15 protein-coding genes are annotated in these 15,164 nt (G+C 73.5%); 7 read left to right on the forward strand and 8 right to left on the reverse strand.

Annotated elements, in window-relative coordinates; all coding sequences use genetic code 11:
* Nucleotides 1-93 precede the first annotated feature (93 nt).
* The 3 genes from ACWDYJ_RS30620 to ACWDYJ_RS30630 are packed head-to-tail and all read right to left on the reverse strand — an operon-like array spanning nucleotide 94 to nucleotide 3,755.
* Nucleotides 94-744, reverse strand: coding sequence for a PhzF family phenazine biosynthesis protein (locus ACWDYJ_RS30620; protein WP_451568845.1), 651 nt, complete (start codon nucleotides 742-744; stop codon nucleotides 94-96).
* A gap of 18 nt (nucleotides 745-762) precedes the next feature.
* Nucleotides 763-2,268, reverse strand: coding sequence for an HtaA domain-containing protein (locus ACWDYJ_RS30625; protein ID WP_451568846.1), 1,506 nt, complete (start codon nucleotides 2,266-2,268; stop codon nucleotides 763-765).
* Between the two features lie 56 nt (nucleotides 2,269-2,324).
* Nucleotides 2,325-3,755 (reverse strand): HtaA domain-containing protein, encoded by a 1,431-nt coding sequence (locus ACWDYJ_RS30630; RefSeq protein ID WP_451568847.1) that lies wholly within the window; start codon nucleotides 3,753-3,755, stop codon nucleotides 2,325-2,327.
* Nucleotides 3,756-3,878: 123 nt separating this feature from the next.
* Between ACWDYJ_RS30630 and ACWDYJ_RS30635 the strand changes: the two genes are divergently transcribed.
* The 3 genes from ACWDYJ_RS30635 to ACWDYJ_RS30645 are packed head-to-tail and all read left to right on the forward strand — an operon-like array spanning nucleotide 3,879 to nucleotide 6,905.
* Nucleotides 3,879-4,898 carry a heme/hemin ABC transporter substrate-binding protein gene (locus ACWDYJ_RS30635; protein WP_451568848.1) on the forward strand — a complete coding sequence of 340 codons (1,020 nt, stop codon included), beginning with the start codon at nucleotides 3,879-3,881 and terminating at the stop codon, nucleotides 4,896-4,898.
* Nucleotide 4,899: 1 nt separating this feature from the next.
* Nucleotides 4,900-6,060, forward strand: a complete 1,161-nt coding sequence (locus ACWDYJ_RS30640) for a FecCD family ABC transporter permease (protein WP_451568849.1) — start codon at nucleotides 4,900-4,902, stop codon at nucleotides 6,058-6,060.
* A complete protein-coding gene (locus ACWDYJ_RS30645; RefSeq protein ID WP_451568850.1) occupies nucleotides 6,057-6,905 on the forward strand; it encodes a heme ABC transporter ATP-binding protein in 849 nt (282 codons plus the stop codon). Before ACWDYJ_RS30640 ends, ACWDYJ_RS30645 begins: the two co-directional genes overlap by 4 nt.
* 35 nt (nucleotides 6,906-6,940) lie before the next feature.
* Here ACWDYJ_RS30645 and ACWDYJ_RS30650 read toward each other — a convergent pair whose 3' ends face one another.
* The 3 genes from ACWDYJ_RS30650 to ACWDYJ_RS30660 all read right to left on the reverse strand — a co-directional run bounded on the left by ACWDYJ_RS30650 (nucleotide 6,941) and on the right by ACWDYJ_RS30660 (nucleotide 9,207).
* On the reverse strand, nucleotides 6,941-7,510 hold the full coding sequence (locus ACWDYJ_RS30650; RefSeq protein WP_451568851.1) for a GNAT family N-acetyltransferase: 570 nt from the start codon (nucleotides 7,508-7,510) through the stop codon (nucleotides 6,941-6,943).
* Between the two features lie 5 nt (nucleotides 7,511-7,515).
* Nucleotides 7,516-8,379 (reverse strand): PhzF family phenazine biosynthesis protein, encoded by an 864-nt coding sequence (locus tag ACWDYJ_RS30655; RefSeq protein ID WP_451568852.1) that lies wholly within the window; start codon nucleotides 8,377-8,379, stop codon nucleotides 7,516-7,518.
* Nucleotides 8,380-8,445: 66 nt separating this feature from the next.
* Nucleotides 8,446-9,207: an SDR family oxidoreductase gene (locus tag ACWDYJ_RS30660; RefSeq protein ID WP_451568853.1), complete on the reverse strand. Its 762-nt coding sequence runs from the start codon at nucleotides 9,205-9,207 to the stop codon at nucleotides 8,446-8,448.
* A gap of 108 nt (nucleotides 9,208-9,315) precedes the next feature.
* On the opposite strand from ACWDYJ_RS30660, the gene ACWDYJ_RS30665 reads away from it, so the two are divergent.
* Both ACWDYJ_RS30665 and ACWDYJ_RS30670 read left to right on the forward strand, forming a co-directional pair.
* A complete protein-coding gene (locus ACWDYJ_RS30665) occupies nucleotides 9,316-10,644 on the forward strand; it encodes a multidrug effflux MFS transporter (RefSeq protein WP_451568854.1) in 1,329 nt (442 codons plus the stop codon).
* A 9-nt stretch (nucleotides 10,645-10,653) separates the two neighbouring features.
* A complete protein-coding gene (locus ACWDYJ_RS30670) occupies nucleotides 10,654-11,667 on the forward strand; it encodes a small ribosomal subunit Rsm22 family protein (protein WP_451568855.1) in 1,014 nt (337 codons plus the stop codon).
* A 9-nt stretch (nucleotides 11,668-11,676) separates the two neighbouring features.
* Here the strand turns inward: ACWDYJ_RS30670 and ddaH are convergent, their stop codons facing one another.
* Nucleotides 11,677-12,501, reverse strand: coding sequence for a dimethylargininase (gene ddaH, locus ACWDYJ_RS30675; protein WP_451568856.1), 825 nt, complete (start codon nucleotides 12,499-12,501; stop codon nucleotides 11,677-11,679).
* A 150-nt stretch (nucleotides 12,502-12,651) separates the two neighbouring features.
* Between ddaH and ACWDYJ_RS30680 the strand changes: the two genes are divergently transcribed.
* Nucleotides 12,652-13,290, forward strand: coding sequence for a TetR/AcrR family transcriptional regulator (locus tag ACWDYJ_RS30680; protein ID WP_451568857.1), 639 nt, complete (start codon nucleotides 12,652-12,654; stop codon nucleotides 13,288-13,290).
* A 126-nt stretch (nucleotides 13,291-13,416) separates the two neighbouring features.
* Nucleotides 13,417-14,169 (forward strand): bifunctional DNA primase/polymerase, encoded by a 753-nt coding sequence (locus ACWDYJ_RS30685; RefSeq protein WP_451568858.1) that lies wholly within the window; start codon nucleotides 13,417-13,419, stop codon nucleotides 14,167-14,169.
* A gap of 90 nt (nucleotides 14,170-14,259) precedes the next feature.
* On the opposite strand, the gene yaaA is transcribed toward ACWDYJ_RS30685, so the two are convergent.
* Nucleotides 14,260-15,060, reverse strand: a complete 801-nt coding sequence (gene yaaA / locus ACWDYJ_RS30690; RefSeq protein WP_451568859.1) for a peroxide stress protein YaaA — start codon at nucleotides 15,058-15,060, stop codon at nucleotides 14,260-14,262.
* Nucleotides 15,061-15,164: the final 104 nt, after the last annotated feature.

The following is a 15,164-nucleotide window of genomic DNA, read 5'->3' on the forward strand; positions in this document are numbered from 1 at the left end:
CCGAGGATGGCCGCGATCTCGGTGGCCACGGCGGTGGCGTCGCCGCCGCGCAGCACCAGGTCGGTGGGCCGGCCCTTCGTGCGTCCTACGCCCTCACTCCGCGAAGCGGACGCGGCCGCCGATCTCGATCGTGCCGTCGGGGCCCGGGGCCGTGAGGATCTGGGAGCCGGCGCCCTGGGTGATGTTCAGGGCGCGGTTCAGCTCGGCGGTCAGGAGGATCGCCGCCGAGCCGGTGGCCTCGTCCTCCACCACGGCCCCGTCGGAGCGGCGCGGGAAGCCGCGGGCCCGGATCCGCCCCGCGGGCTCGTCCTCCCAGGCCCAGGCGTACAGCCAGCCCTCGCCCGGGGGCGGGGCGGGCAGCGCCTCGATCTCGGCGACGCTCGCGTACTGCTCGGTGCGCTTGCCCAGGACCCACTCGGGGCGGGCCGTGATCCAGGTGAACTCGCCGTCGTCACGCGCCCATACGGATCCGGCCGGCGGCTGGAGCTCCTCGATGTCCAGCAGCCACGCGACCCCGACGAGCGGGTGTCCCGCGAAGGACATCCGGGTGCCGGGGGTGCGGATGTCGACGACCCCGCGCTCGGGGTCGTCGACGAACACCGTCTCGCTGTAGCCCAGTTCGGCGGCCAGCTCCTGCCGGGACGCGTCGTCCGGGCAGGAGCGGCCGTCGCGGACGACTCCGAGCAGGTTGCCGAACCGGCCGTCACCCGCGCAGAAGACCTTGATCACGTCGAGATCGTTCACCCGGGCATTCAAGCACGCTCAGTTCTGGGTCGTACGGCGACGGCGCGCGATGAACACGGCGCCGGCGCCGGCGGCGACCACCGCGCCGGAGGCGCCGAGCAGGGCGCCGGCCGGGATTCCGGCGCCGGTGGTGGCGAGGTTGCCTCCGACCGAGCCGCCGGAGCCGCCGATGGTGCCGCCCGTGGTACCGGTCGTGGTGCCGGTCGTGCCGGAGCCGCCGGTGGTGCCGCCGGTGGTCGTGGACGGAAGCGGGGCGTCCTTGTCCACGGACACGCTGAGGTTGACGTCGTCGAGCCGTTCGCCCGCCTTGTACGACGAGCTCTTCTCGTTGGCGAAGGCGGCCGCGCCGTCGGCGGTCAGGGCGGTACGGACGGCGTTCAGCGCGAGCACGCCGCCCTTGGTCCTGTAGTCGGCCTTGGTCAGGTCGAGCGTGGCGAAGGAGACGTCGGCCTTGGTCCCGGAGGCGGTCCTCACGTCGAGGACCAGCGTGCCCTTGGCGCCCTCGGCGTTGATGCGGACGTTGCCGAAGGTCATGTCGATGCCGTGGGCGGGGAACTGGAAGCGCAGGCTGCCCTGGAAGGAGGCGTTCAGCTTCTGCGTCTTGCTGTCCAGGGTGCCCTTGCCGCCGCTGAAGGAGAAGCTGTTGTCGTTCTTGGCCGCGCCTCCCTCGGGGGTGATGGTGCCGCCGCTCTTCAGGACGTACTCCCGGAAGGACTCCTTGACGCCCCACGCCAGCTTGCCGCTCAGGATCTGCTGCGGGCCGCCGGCCGCCGGGGAGCTCGCACTCTGCGAAGGGTTGGTCGAAGCGGAAGCGGAGGCCGACTTCGACGCGGACGCCGACGCGGACTTCGAGGCGGAGGCCGACGGGGAGGCCGACTTCGAGGGGGAGGCGGACGCCGAGGCGGAGGAGGACGGGGAGGCGGACGGCTTCGGGAACTCCAGCGCGGCCGTCAGCTTGTCGCCCTCCTTGCCCGCGTAGTCCGGACGCGTGAACTGGGCCGCGAACTCCGGGGTGAGGGTGGTGGCCAGACCGGCCATGTTCATCCCGGCGAAGGCCACGTCCGCCAGGGGGACGTTCGCGGTGAGCGCGCCGTTCCTGATGACGTCGGCCGTCAGCTTCTTCGTACCGGTGTCGAAGCGGAAGTTCTCCAGCTTGATGATGAAACCGTGGGCTGACGCGTCAAAGGTGACACTGCCCTTGAAGGCCGCGGTCACGACGTGACCGGCCGCGTCGTACTGGCCCGTGGCGGAGACGAAGCGGAAGCTGCCGTCCGCGTTCTGCGTGGCACCGCCCTGGGTGGTGATCGTGCCCTTGGCCGTGTTCTTGACGTAGTCGCGGAAGCTCTCCAGCACGCCCCAGTCGAGCGTGCCCTCCAGGACGGGGACCGGCGCCGCGGCCTGGGTCCCGGTGGCCGGGCCGCCGCCCCCCACGGCCGTGGCGGGGAGCATGAAGGCGGTGGTGCCGAGGGCGGCGGCGGTCAGGACGGCGGCCGCGACGGCGATCGGGCGGCGGTTGGGCGACATGGCTGAGGACTCCTGAAGGAACGGGAAGAGAAGGGAAGGTGGGGCCGGCAGCGGTGCTACGACGCGTCGGTGGGTGCGGCGTCGGCCGCTGACGTACGGCGTCCGCGCAGCACCAGGAAGGCCGCACCGCCGGCGAGGACCAGTACGGCCGCGGCCAGGGCGACGTACAGCCCCGTGTTCGAGGACTTCTCCGCGGCCGCCGGGGCCGGGACCGGCTGCGCGGAGTTCGCGGGTGCCGGGGCCGGCGAGGGCGGCGCGGTGGAGCCGAGGTCGGGCAGGGCCGGCAGCTGCGCGCCGGCGTCCAGGGCGACGGCCAGCGAGACGGGGTCCATCTCGGTACCGGGTTTGTACATGGAGTTGAAGGCCTGGGAGCCGCCCTCGGTGAGCGTGGCCGGGGCTTCGGTCAACGTGGCGAGCTTCCCCTCGGTCTTCAGGCCCTTGGCGTCGAACTCGACGAGCGCGACGGCGTTCTTCGTCTGTCCGCCGGTGGTCACGTCGGCGGACAGGACGCCCTTGCCGTTCTCGACCTTGACGCTCACGCGCGCGAGCTTCAGGTCCAGGTGGGCGCCCGTGAACTGGACCGTACCCGCGAACGCGGCTTCCAGCATGCCCTTTTGGCCGTCGTACGTGCCCTTGCCCTGCGGGAAGCGGAACAGCGCCCCGCCGTCCTGCGCGCCCTCGGCGAGGGTCCACCCGCCCTGGCCGACGGAGCCGGTGACGTACTCGCGGAAGGTCCGGCGGACGCCCCAGTCGACGGCGGCGTCGTTGAAGGCGCCCTGCGCCTGCGGGGTCTGCGGGATCTGCGCCGGGGCACTCGGCGTCTGCTCCGGCCGCGTGGACTGCCCGGCGGCCGGGGCCTTGACGTCGGCGGAGAGCGAGAGGGGGTCGAGTTGCGCGCCGGCCGCGTAGTAGCCGGCGAAGGCCTGGGCGCCCTGCGCCGTGAGGGTGGCCGGGATGTTGGTGAGGGTCAGCGGGCTGCCGCCGCCCTTCATGTTGATCCCGCCGACGCCGAGCGTGGCGAAGGGCACCTGGGTCTGGGTGGTGACCGCGCCGGTGTCCTTGGCCTTGCTGGACACGTCGAGGTAGAGGGTGCCGCTGCCGCCGGAGACCTTGACGGTCGGGCGGCTGACGCTCATGTCCAGCTCGTACGCGCCGTCGGCCTTCTGGTGGCCCTGGAAGGTCACGCCGCCGGAGTAGGAGGCGCTGAACTCACCGGTGTCGGGGTCGTAGGAGCCGGTCGCGGAGTGGAAGCGGAACAGACTGCCACCGGCGGTGGCGGCTCCGTTCTTCAGCTTGAAACTGCCTTTTGCCACAGGACCTGTGACATAACTCTGGAAGGACGATTTGATGCCCCAGTCCAGCCGGCCGCCCTGCACGGTGCGGCTCGCCGCCTGAGCGGCGGTGGCCCCGAGCAGCGCCCAGCCTTGGACACTCAGCAGGGCCGCCAGCAGGGCGACCGCGAACGTGCGGGTGGGACGTGTGGACATGAATGTCCCTCCAGGGTCTGGCAAGCGAGGTTAGGCTAACCTAAGCTATCCCGGTCGAGGGGGGAACCCCGCCGTCGGCAGAACCTCACAACTCCCCAGCCGGACGATCAGGACGGTGCCTTCGTGCCTACGCCCGCCGCGTCATATCGCTTTCCCCGTCTCGCCGTTGCCGTGGCGGCACTGGCCCTGGCGGTGACCGGCTGCGCCCCCTCGGCGGGCCCGGCGGGCTCCGCCGCGGCCGCCCCCGCCGCCGTACCCGACCGGGTGGAGCCGCTGTCCACCGCGCCGCTTCCCGCGCTGCCGGTGACCGTGCCCTCGGCCGACGGCACCCAGGTCACCATCACCTCCGCGGACCGGGTCATCCCGCTGACCGGCAGCCTCAACGAGATCGTCCAGACCCTCGGCCTCGGCAAGCGGGTCGTCGCCCGGGACATCACCGCCACCTTCGAACAGGCCTCCGCGCTGCCGGTGGTGACACGTGGACACGACGTCTCCGCCGAGAGCGTGCTCTCGCTGCGCCCGACGCTGGTGCTGGCCGAGACCACCACCGGCCCCGGAGAAGCGATTCAGCAGATCCGCGACGCCGGCATCCCCGTGCTGGTCGTCGCCCCCGCCAAGGCACTGGACGACGTCCCGAAGCGCATCGACGCGGTGGCCGCCGCCCTGGGCGTCAAGGAGGCCGGGGCGCAGCTCAATCAGCGCACCGCCGACCGGATCGCCGCCGTCCGCAAGGACATTCCGGCCGTCGCTGCGGGGAAGAAGCCCCGGGTGGCCTTCCTGTACCTGCGCGGCACCGCCTCCGTCTATCTGCTGGGCGGCTCCGACTCGGGCGCGGCCTCGCTCCTGGAGGCGGCGGGCGCCGTCGACACGGGCAAGGAGTCCGGGCTCGGCAAGGACTTCACGCCGATCACCAGCGAGGCGCTGGCCGCCGCCGCGCCGGACGCGATCCTGGTCATGACGAAGGGCCTGGAATCGGTGGGCGGCGTCGACGGCCTGGTCAAGGTCCCGGGCGTCGCCCAGACCCCGGCGGGCATGGACCGCCGGGTCGTCTCCATCGACGACGGCGTCCTGCTCAACTACGGTCCCCGCACCGATCAGGTGCTCACCTCGCTGGTGAGCCAGCTCTACGGCAAGGGTGCGTGAGGTGACGCTCCCGTACGATCCCCCGCCGGTGGCCGGGCCGGCCGGTGCTGAAGATCAGCCCCACCAGGGGACCCCGGACGGAGTCCGGGGGGATTCGAGGCGCGGGGCCCGGGGCGGAACCCCAGCAGCGGCGCCGCACCGCAGGGCGCTCCTGCTGACCGGCGTGCTCGTCTGCGCCCTGCTGCTCCTGGCCCTGGTCTCCGCCGGGGTCGGCGCGTACCGGATCCCCACCGGGGACGTACTCGCCTCCGTCCAGTACCGGCTGGGCCTCGGCGGGGCGCCGCTCGACCGGGTCGGGGAGAGCGTGCTGTGGAACGTACGGCTGCCCCGCGTCGTGCTCGCGCTGCTCGTCGGCGCCGCCCTCGGCTGCGCGGGCGCGCTGATGCAGGGCGTCTTCGGCAACCCCCTCGCCGAGCCCGGCGTCATCGGCATCTCGGCGGGCGCCGCCGTCGGCGCGGTCGCCGCCATCGGACTCGGCCTCAGCTTCTTCGGCAACTGGACCATCACCGCCTGCGCCTTCGTCGCGGGCCTGATCACCGTCGCCGCCGTCTACCTGCTCTCCCGCAACGGCGGCCGGACCGAGGTCGTCACCCTCATCCTCACCGGCATCGCCGTCAACGCCTTCGCGGGCGCCCTGATCGGGCTGTTCGTCTTCTTCGCGGACAGCGGCCAGGTCAACCAGATCACCTTCTGGCAGCTCGGCTCCCTCGCCCAGGCGACCTGGCCCAAGGTGCTCGCCGTGCTGCCCTGCGCTCTCGCGGGTCTGCTCGTCGCCCCCTTCTACGCGCGCAAGCTCGACCTCCTCGCGCTGGGCGAGCGCCCGGCCCGCCACCTCGGCATCGACGTCGAGCGGCTGCGGCTCGCCCTGATCCTGGTGGTGGCGCTGCTGACGGCCGCCGCCGTCGCCGTGGCCGGTGTCATCACGTTCGTCGGTCTGCTCGTCCCGCACCTGCTGCGGATGGCGAACGGCCCCGGTCACCGGTTCCTGGTCCCCGGCAGCGCCCTCGCCGGAGCCGTCGTGCTCGTCGCGGGCGATCTGGCCGCCCGGACGATCGCCCAGCCCGCCGAGCTGCCGCTCGGCGTGCTGACCGCCCTGATCGGCAGCCCGTTCTTCTTCTGGCTGCTGCGCCGCACCCGCCGCAAGCAAGGAGGCTGGGCGTGACCCGCAAGCTGCCCGGCCTGACGGGCCTGTTCGCCCGGCACCGGCGGACGGTGCCGGCCCGCCCGCTCCCGGGTTCCGCGTTCGCCGAGGCCGAGGGCCTGCACGTACGGCTCGGGGAGCGCGAGGTGCTCGCCGGGATCGACCTGACCGCCCGCGCGGGCGAAGTGCTGGCCCTGGTCGGCCCGAACGGCGCGGGGAAGTCCACCCTGCTCGCCGCGCTCGCCGCCGATCTGCCGGCCGCCTCCGGGGCCGTACGGATCGACGGGCGCCCGGTGGGCGACTGGTCGGCCCCCGAACTGGCCCTGCGCCGCTCGGTGCTGCCCCAGTCGGCCGCGCTGTCCTTCCCCTTCCCGGTGGCGGACGTCGTACGGATGGGCCGCGCCCCCTGGGCGGGCACGCCGCTCGCCGACGCGGACGAGGAGGCCGTGACCGCCGCCATGGCGGCCACGGAGGTCACCGGTTTCGCCGGGCGGCCCTTCTCGGCACTGTCGGGCGGCGAACGGGCCCGGGTCGCGCTGGCCCGCGTACTGGCCCAGCGGGCCCCGCTGCTGCTGCTCGACGAACCCACGGCGGCGCTGGACCTGCGCCACCAGGAGCTGGTGCTGCGGATCTGCCGGGAGCGGGCCGCGGCCGGGGACGCGGTGGTCGTCGTGCTGCACGACCTGGGGCTGGCGGCGGCGTACGCCGACCGGGCCGCCGTACTGCACGACGGGCGCGTCGCGGCGGCCGGTCCGCCGTCCGAGGTGTTCGAGGACGCGCTGCTGACCCGGGTCTACCGGCAGCCGGTGGAGGTGCTCGCGCATCCGCGCACCGGGGCGCCGCTGGTGATTCCGGTACGCGCCTGACCCACCCCGGCAGTGTTTTGGAAGGGCGCCGGGCGCTACCAGAGCCGGTCCACGAGCCCCGGGTACAGGGGGACGCGGACCCCGGTCAGAGCGGTCCGGTCGGCGGCCGGGTCCGGGGTGAAGAACGCCGCCAGGACCGCCTTGTCGAAGCCCGGGGCGTCGGTGGCCAGCGGCTCGTCCGGGGTGCCTCCGACCAGGACGGTGCCGGGCAGGCACGCGAAGCCGGCCGCCTCGTAGAACGCCGCCAGCGGCCGGTCGCAGCTGAACAGCGCCAGGTCCACCGCCGGATCGGCGGCCAGCGCGGCGTACGCGGCGGCCACCAGGCGGGCGCCGAACCCGCGCCCGCGCAGCTCCGGCCGGGTCACGACACCGCTGAGCCCGGCCGCGCGGTACGTCCGCCCCGCGAGCGGGACCGGCTTGTGCAGCAGCGTCAGCGCGGCGGCCACCGTGCCGGCCCCGTCCCCCTCCCCGTCCACCAACAGCATCACGCGCGGGGCCAGTCGCGGGTCGTGGCCCGGTGCGCAGCCCGGCCAGGCCGCCGCCTCCAGGGCCGCCACCTGCGCCGCGAGCTCCTCCGGAAGAGCGGCGGCCTCGTACGTCACCACGCGCGTCAGGGGATCCGTACGGCCACACCGCCCACCCGCACCCGGGGGTCACCGGCCCGCAGTTCCACCGTCAGGACTCCGGGGCGGCCCATGTCCTCGCCCTGGTGGAGGGTGAGCACGGCCTGCTCCGGGACCAGGCCCAGCTCGCGGGCGTACGCCCCGAAGGCGGCCGCGGCGGCTCCGGTGGCGGGGTCCTCGACGACGCCGCCGACCGGGAACGGGTCGCGTACGTGGAACCGGGCCGGGCCCGCGCGGTGCACCAGCTGGACCGTGGTGAGGTCCAGGCGGCGCATCAGTGCCTCCAGCCGGGCGAAGTCGTACGCCAGGTCCGCGAGCCGGGCGCGGGTGGCGGCGCCGAGCACCAGGTGGCGGGCTCCGGCGTAGGCGATCTTCGGCGGGAACGCCGGGTCGAGGTCGGCCGCCGGCCAGTCCAGCGCGGCCAGCGCCTCGGCGAGGTCGGCCTCGGCGATGTCCTCGACGTGGGGGGCGACGCTGGTCAGGGTGGCCCGCAGCTGCCCGTCCTCGGAGGTCACGGACACCGGAACGGTCCCCGCCTGGGTGGCGAAGACGAGTTCGCCCGTGCCGATCCGCTCTCCCAGGGCCACGGCGGTGGCCACGGTGGCGTGTCCGCAGAACGGCACCTCCGCCTTGGGGCTGAAGTAGCGGACGGTGAAGGCGCGGCCGGGCTCCCCGCCCAGGCCCTCGGGCGGGGCGGTGAGGAAGGCGGTCTCGCTGTAGCCGAGCCCGGCGGCGATCTCCAGCATGGCGGCTTCGTCCAGCCCGGCCGCGTCGAGCACGACCCCGGCGGGGTTGCCGCCCTCCGGGTCGTCGGAGAAGGCCGTGTAGCGCAGTACTTCGGTATCGGTCATGGCGTCATGATCGGCTGGACCCCGGCGTCCTGGCAACGGCCTTCTCCGCGGGTCCGCCCGCTGCCTTCAGCCGCGCCCGATGTACGGCATCGCGGTGGCCATCACCGTCGCGAACTGAACGTTCGCCTCCAGCGGCAGCTCCGCCATGTGCAGCACCGTGCGGGCCACGTCGGCGGCGTCCATCACGGGCTCGACCGCCAGCTGCCCGTTCGCCTGGAGGATGCCGGTCCGCATGCGCTCGGTCATCTCGGTCGCCGCGTTGCCGATGTCGATCTGCCCGCACGCGATGCGGTACGGCCGCCCGTCCAGCGACAGTGACTTCGTCAGGCCGGTCATCGCATGCTTGGTCGCGGTGTAGGCGATGGAGTGCGGGCGCGGGACGTGGGCGGAGATGGAGCCGTTGTTGATGATCCGGCCCCCCTGGGGGTCCTGGGCCTTCATCTGCCGGAAGGCCGCCTGCGCGCACAGGAAGGCCCCGGTCAGGTTGACGTCGACGACGGCGCGCCAGTCCTCGTAGCTGATGTCCTCCAGCGGGACCCCGCCCGGGCCGAAGGTGCCGGCGTTGTTGAAGAGCAGGTCGAGCCGCCCGTGGCGCTCCCGTACGGCCTCGAACAGCGCGGCCACGTCGTCCGGGTCGCTCACGTCCGCCCGTACGGGCATGACGTCCGCGCCGGGCCCGGCCGCCTCGACCGTCTCCTCCAGCGGCTTCGGCCGCCGGCCGGCCACGGCCACGGACCAGCCGGCCCCGGCCAGGGCCAGGGCGACGGAGCGGCCGATGCCGGAGCCGGCCCCGGTCACCACAGCGATCTTCTTCCGAGGTGCGTTCATGGGGCCGGAGATTACGTCACACCGGGCGTCCGTTTCCGGACGTTCCGACAGCTGAGAGCATGGGTCGGTCAGGGGTGCTCGAAGCAGATCGAATGACTGGAGTTCCGCATGCCGGAGAGAGGCCCCTCCGCGGCCCCCTCGCAGGAGTCGTCCCCCCAGCCGCCCCCCTCCACCGCAGCAGCCCCGCCCACGGCATCCGACGCACCCCTGAAGGCGGCGCGCCGCACCGGCCTCCTCGTCACTTTCATACTCGGCGGGCTCACCGCCCTGCCCCCGCTGTCCATGGACATGTACCTGCCGGCGCTGCCGGAGGTCACCGACGCCCTGCACAGCCCCGCCGCGACCGTCCAGCTGACCCTCACCTCCTGCCTCGCCGGCATGGCGCTGGGCCAGCTCGTCATCGGCCCGATGAGCGACAAGTGGGGCCGCCGCCGACCCCTGCTGATCGGCATGGTCGTCTACGTCCTCGCCACCGCGATCTGCGCCCTCGCCCCGACCGCCGAGCTGCTGATCGGCTTCCGGCTGCTCCAGGGCCTGGCCGGAGCGGCCGCGATCGTCATCGCGCGGGCCGTCGTACGCGACCTGTACGACGGGGTCGAGATGGCCCGGTTCTTCTCCACCCTGATGCTCATATCCGGGGCCGCCCCGATCATCGCGCCGCTCATCGGCGGCCAGGTGCTGCGCTTCGCGGACTGGCGCGGGGTCTTCGTCGTCCTCACCGCCGTCGGCATCGCGCTCACCGTGGTCGTCTGGCGCGGCCTCGGCGAGACGCTGGCGCCCGAGCGGCGCCAGACCGGCGGGGTGGGCGCCGCCCTGCGGACCATGCGCGGCCTGCTCGGCGACCGGATCTTCACCGGGTACACCCTGACGGGCGGCTTCGCCTTCGCGGTGCTCTTCTCCTACATCTCCGCCTCGCCCTTCGTGGTGCAGGAGATCTACGGGGCCTCCCCGCAGGCCTTCAGCCTGCTGTTCGGCGTGAACGCCGTCGGCCTCATCGTCGTCGGCCAGATCAACGGCAAGCTGCTGGTCGGCCGGGTCAGCCTGGACAAGGCGCTGGCCGCCGGTCTCGGGATCATGACCGTCGCCTCCGTGGCCCTGCTGCTGATGTCCACCGGGGTGTTCGGGGAGGTCGGGCTGATCCCGATCGCCTCCGCCCTGTTCGTGGTGATGTCGGCGATGGGGCTGGTGCTGCCGAACACCAACGCGCAGGCGCTGATGCGCACCCCGCACGCCGCCGGTTCGGCGTCCGCGCTGCTCGGCACCTCCTCCTTCCTGGTCGGCGCGGTCGCCTCGCCGCTGGTCGGGATCGCGGGCGAGGACACGGCGGTGCCGATGGCCGTGGTCCAGGTGGTGTGCTCGCTGCTGTCGGTGGGCTGCTTCGTCGGGATGTGCCGTCCGTGGCGCAGCCCGGAGCCCGCGGTGCCCGTAGCGCCGTAAACTTCCCTGGTGAACGCCTCCGCCCCCGCCTCCTCCCCCACCACCGCCGAGACCCTTCGGTCCGCGCTGGGCGGGCTGCTCGACGGGCTGCCGCCGAAGCAGGCCTCGGCCGCCGTCGAGCGGCTCATCGCCAACTACCGGGGCACGATCCCGACGGACGCGCCCGTGCTGCGTGACCGCTCCGACGTCGCGGCGTACGCGGCGTACCGGATGCCGGCCACCTTCGAGGCCGTACGGTCCGCCCTGGACGGGCTGGCCGAGGCGGCGCCGGACTGGACCCCGGGCTCGCACGTGGACGTCGGCGGTGGCACGGGAGCCGCCACCTGGGCGGTGGACGCCACCTGGGACGGGCCGCGCGAGACGACGGTGCTGGACTGGGCGGAGCCGGCCCTCGCCCTCGGCAAGGAGCTGGCGGCGCGCTCCACCTCGCCGGTGCTGCGCGCGGCGGGATGGCGCAAGGCCGTCATCGGGACCGGGATCAGCCTGCCCGCGGCCGACCTGGTGACCGTCTCGTACGTACTGGGCGAGCTGACGGCGCAGGCCAGGCAGGCGGTCGTCGCCGAGGCGGCCCGCGCCGGGCAGGCCGTCGTCCTGATCGAGCCGGGCACCCCGGAGGGCTACCTGCGCATCCGCGAGGCCCGCGAGCAGCTGATCGGGGCCGGGCTGAAGGTAGCCGCGCCCTGCCCGCACGACGGTGCCTGCCCGATCGAGGTCGGGCAGGACTGGTGTCACTTCTCGGCCCGGGTCAGCCGCTCCTCCTTGCACCGGCAGGTCAAGGGCGGGTCGCTGGCGTACGAGGACGAGAAGTTCAGCTACGTCGCCGCGACCCGCTTCCCGGTGACCCCGGTCCCCTCCCGGATCACGCGGAAGCCGCAGATCCGGAAGGGGCTCGTCCTGCTGGAGCTGTGCGGTCCGCAGGAGGAGGGACTGACGCGGGCCACCGTGACGAAGCGCCACGGCGACCTCTACAAGGCGGCCCGGGACGCCGACTGGGGCCGGCAGTGGCCGCCGCGGACCCTTTAGGCGGACCCTTTAGGGGGTGCCCGGCCGCAGCTCCTGCGTGCAGCACTTGACGCTTCCGCCGCCCTTGAGCAGCTCACCCAGGTCCATCGGCACCGGCTCGAACCCGCGCTCGCGCAGCGGCGCCAGCAGTCCGGCCGCCGCCTGCGGCAGCAGCACGTGCCGCCCGTCCGAGACCGAGTTCAGCCCGAAGGCCGCCGCGTCCTGCGCGTCCACGGTCAGCGCGTCCGGGAAGAGCCGGCGCAGGACGGCCTGACTGCCCGAGGAGAAGGCCTGCGGGTGGTACATGATCTCGTCGCCGTCGGCGTCCAGCACGCACAGCGCGGTGTCCAGGTGGTAGTAGCGCGGATCCACCAGGTCGAGACCGATGACCGGGCGGCCGAAGAACTCCTGGGCCTCGTCGTGCGACAGCGGGCTGGAGCGGAAGCCCCGGCCGGCCAGGATGTAGGTGGCGGTGACGGCGAAGTCGCCCTCGCCCTCGTTGATGTGCGACGGCTCGTGGACGTCCCGGAAGCCGTGGGCCCGGAACCAGTCGAGGTGGATCTCCGCCTCGGCGGCGCGTTCGGGGTAGGCGAACCGGGCGCCGAGCACCCGGCCGTCGATGACCAGGGCTCCGTTGGCGGCGTAGACCATGTCGGGCAGGGCGGGATCGGGCACGAGGGTCTCGACGGTGTGGCCGAGGGCGCGGTAGCGGTCCCTCAGGTCTTCCCACTGGGCGAGTGCGAGGGGCAGGTCCACCGGTTTCGTGGGGTCCATCCACGGATTGATGGAGTACGTGACCTTGAAGTGTGCGGGTGGGCACATCAGGTAGCGCCGGGGTGTGGCGTCTCTGCGCAAAGAAGGCTCCTCACGACTACGGACTCACGGTGCGGTACGTGCGGAGAGAATCGTCTCTCCTCAAGGGGGGACGGCGCAGTGAACTGATTGGGTGGTTTACGCGGCCGCCGGAAGACGAGACGTCCCGCACCGCCTTGATACGTTGGCCGGATGAGCCCGACGAGCCCGGCGAGCCCGGCGAACAAGCCGCCCGACGCCACCCGCCGCAGTGACCGCTCCCGGCGCGCCATCCTCGACGCCGCGCTCGCGCTGGTCGGCGAGGTCGGCTACAACAAGCTGACCGTCGAGGCCATCGCCGCCCGCGCGGGGGTCGGCAAGCAGACCATCTACCGCTGGTGGCCGTCGAAGGCCGCCGTCCTCCTCGACGCCTCGCTCGCGCTGGCAGGGGACGCCGAGGCGGAGTCCGACTGGTCCGGCTTCCCCGACACCGGAGACCTGGCGGCCGACCTCAAGTACGTCCTGCGGGCCACGGTGGACGAGTTCAACGACGAGAAGTACGAGGCCCCCGCGCGCGCCCTGACCGCCGCCGGGGCGACCGACCCGGAACTCGGGGCGCGCTTCACCGAGCAGCTGCTGGAACCCCAGCTCGCCCTGTACGAGGCCCGGTTGAGGTCGGCCCGGGACGCCGGGCAGCTCGCGCCGGACACCGATCTGCGGCTGACGGTGGAGATGCTGCTCGGCCCTCTGACGTACCGCTGGCTGCTGCGCACCGCGCCGCTGACGCACGCGTACACGGACGCGCTGGTGGACGCGGTGCTGGGCGGGGTGGGAGAGGCCGCCGACCGGTAGCCGGGAACGTATGGCCGGTTTCTGGAGTTATGTACGTACCCCGGTTCCGGGGTGCGGTCACCCGGGGCCCAGGATGGTGGGACCATGTGAAGGTCCGCCGGGGGCAACGGTGAGGTGAGGGGATAGATGGGGTCCGAGTCCGGCCGCGTCAAACGCGGTGAGCAGAGCAGGATTTCCCAGTGGCTGCGCCGTCGCGCGAAACCCGCTCCCGAGGACCCCGGCAGGGAACGCGAGGCCCTTCTCCTGGCCGTCGCCGCCGCCGGCCTCCCGATCGCCCCCGCCGCCCATCCCGTCGGCTACCGATGTTCGTGCGACCGCGTCGGCTGTCCGACGCCCGCGCGGCACCCCGTCTCCTTCGCCTGGCAGACCCAGGCGACCACCGACCGCGGCCAGATCGAACGCTGGGCGCGCGACCAGCCGCAGGCCAACTTCATCACCGCGACCGGCATGGTCCACGACGTGCTCGACGTCCCGCTCGAAGCCGGCACCGCCGCCCTCGCGCGGCTGCTGGAGGCCGGGATCGACGTCGGCCCCGTCGCCGAGTCCGGCGGCACGGGCGACCAGGCCCGGATGCTCTTCTTCACCGCGACCCGCGGTACGCCGGAGGACGAGGACGAGTGGTGGCCCTGTGAACTGGACTGCCACCCCGAGACGATGGACGAGCACCCCGGCCTGCGCTGGCACTGCCGCGGCAGCTACGTCCCGCTCCCCCCGGCGGCCCTGCCGGGCGACTTCACGGTGAGCTGGCTGCGCGACATGCGCCACCCCCTCCCGGACCCCCTGACCCTCCTGGAAACCCTGACCGACGCCTGCGCCGCCCAGTACGCGGGCGACGCCACCCCGAACCCGTCGAAGGTGGCCTGGCCCCTGGGCCGATAGCCTGGCCCGCTCTTCACGGGGGTTCAGGGGCCTGCGGCCCCTGAACAACCCCCGGTGGCCGAGGCGCGGGGCCCGGGCAGCGCCCGGGGGTCAGTGGATCTGGGTGACCACCACATCCAGGGGCCACGGCTTGCCCGGCTTCGTGGGGGGCTCGGCCTCGACGGTGTAGCCGAGGTCGCGGAGCGCCGTGATCAGGGCCGACGGGGATTGCGGGGCGGCCCCGGCCAGCAGCAGGTCCCGTACGAGGCGACCCTTGGTGGCCTTGTTGAAGTGACTCACCACCGACCGCTTCTCGACGCCGTCCACCAGCTGCGCGTGCAGCACCCGCACCGTGGCCGTACGCCCCGCCACCTCCCCCTTCGGCTTCCACGCGGCGGCGTACGCCGACGAGCGCAGGTCCAGCACCAGCCCGTCCCCCGCCGCCTCGGGCAGCACCTCGGCCATCGGCGTCCGCCAGTACGCGCCCAGCGCGCCGAGCCCCGGCAGCTTGACCCCCATCGAGCACCGGTACGAGGGGATGCGGTCCGTCACCCGGACCGCGCCCCACAGCCCGGAGAAGACCAGGAGCGAGCGTTCCGCCGCGGCGCGGGCAGGGGCCGGGAGACCGGCCAGGTCAAGGGCGTCGTAGAGGACACCGGTGTAGATCTCGCCCGCCGGCCGGGCCACCGCCGACCGCAGATCGGCGTTCTTCGCGACCTCGCCCCGCAGCCCTTCGCTGAGCCCCAGCACCTCACGGGCCTTGAGCTCGTCCCCCACGCACAGCTCGACCAGTTCCTCCAGCACGGCGGCGCGCGCCCCGGCCAGTCCCGGCAGCGACAGCGACTCCGGCTTCAGCGGTGCGCCGGAGCCGCCGGCGGCCTTTCCCTCGGAGGGCGGCAGCAGCACGAGCACGGTGGTTCTCCTTCAGTACAACGTCACATACGACGCGCGGCGCAGGGGGTGCGGCCCCCGAGCCAGAGTAGACGCCTCGCCGTGCCCCCCGGCCCCGGCCGACC

The sequence above is a fragment of the Streptomyces sp. NPDC003042 genome (assembly GCF_053591315.1).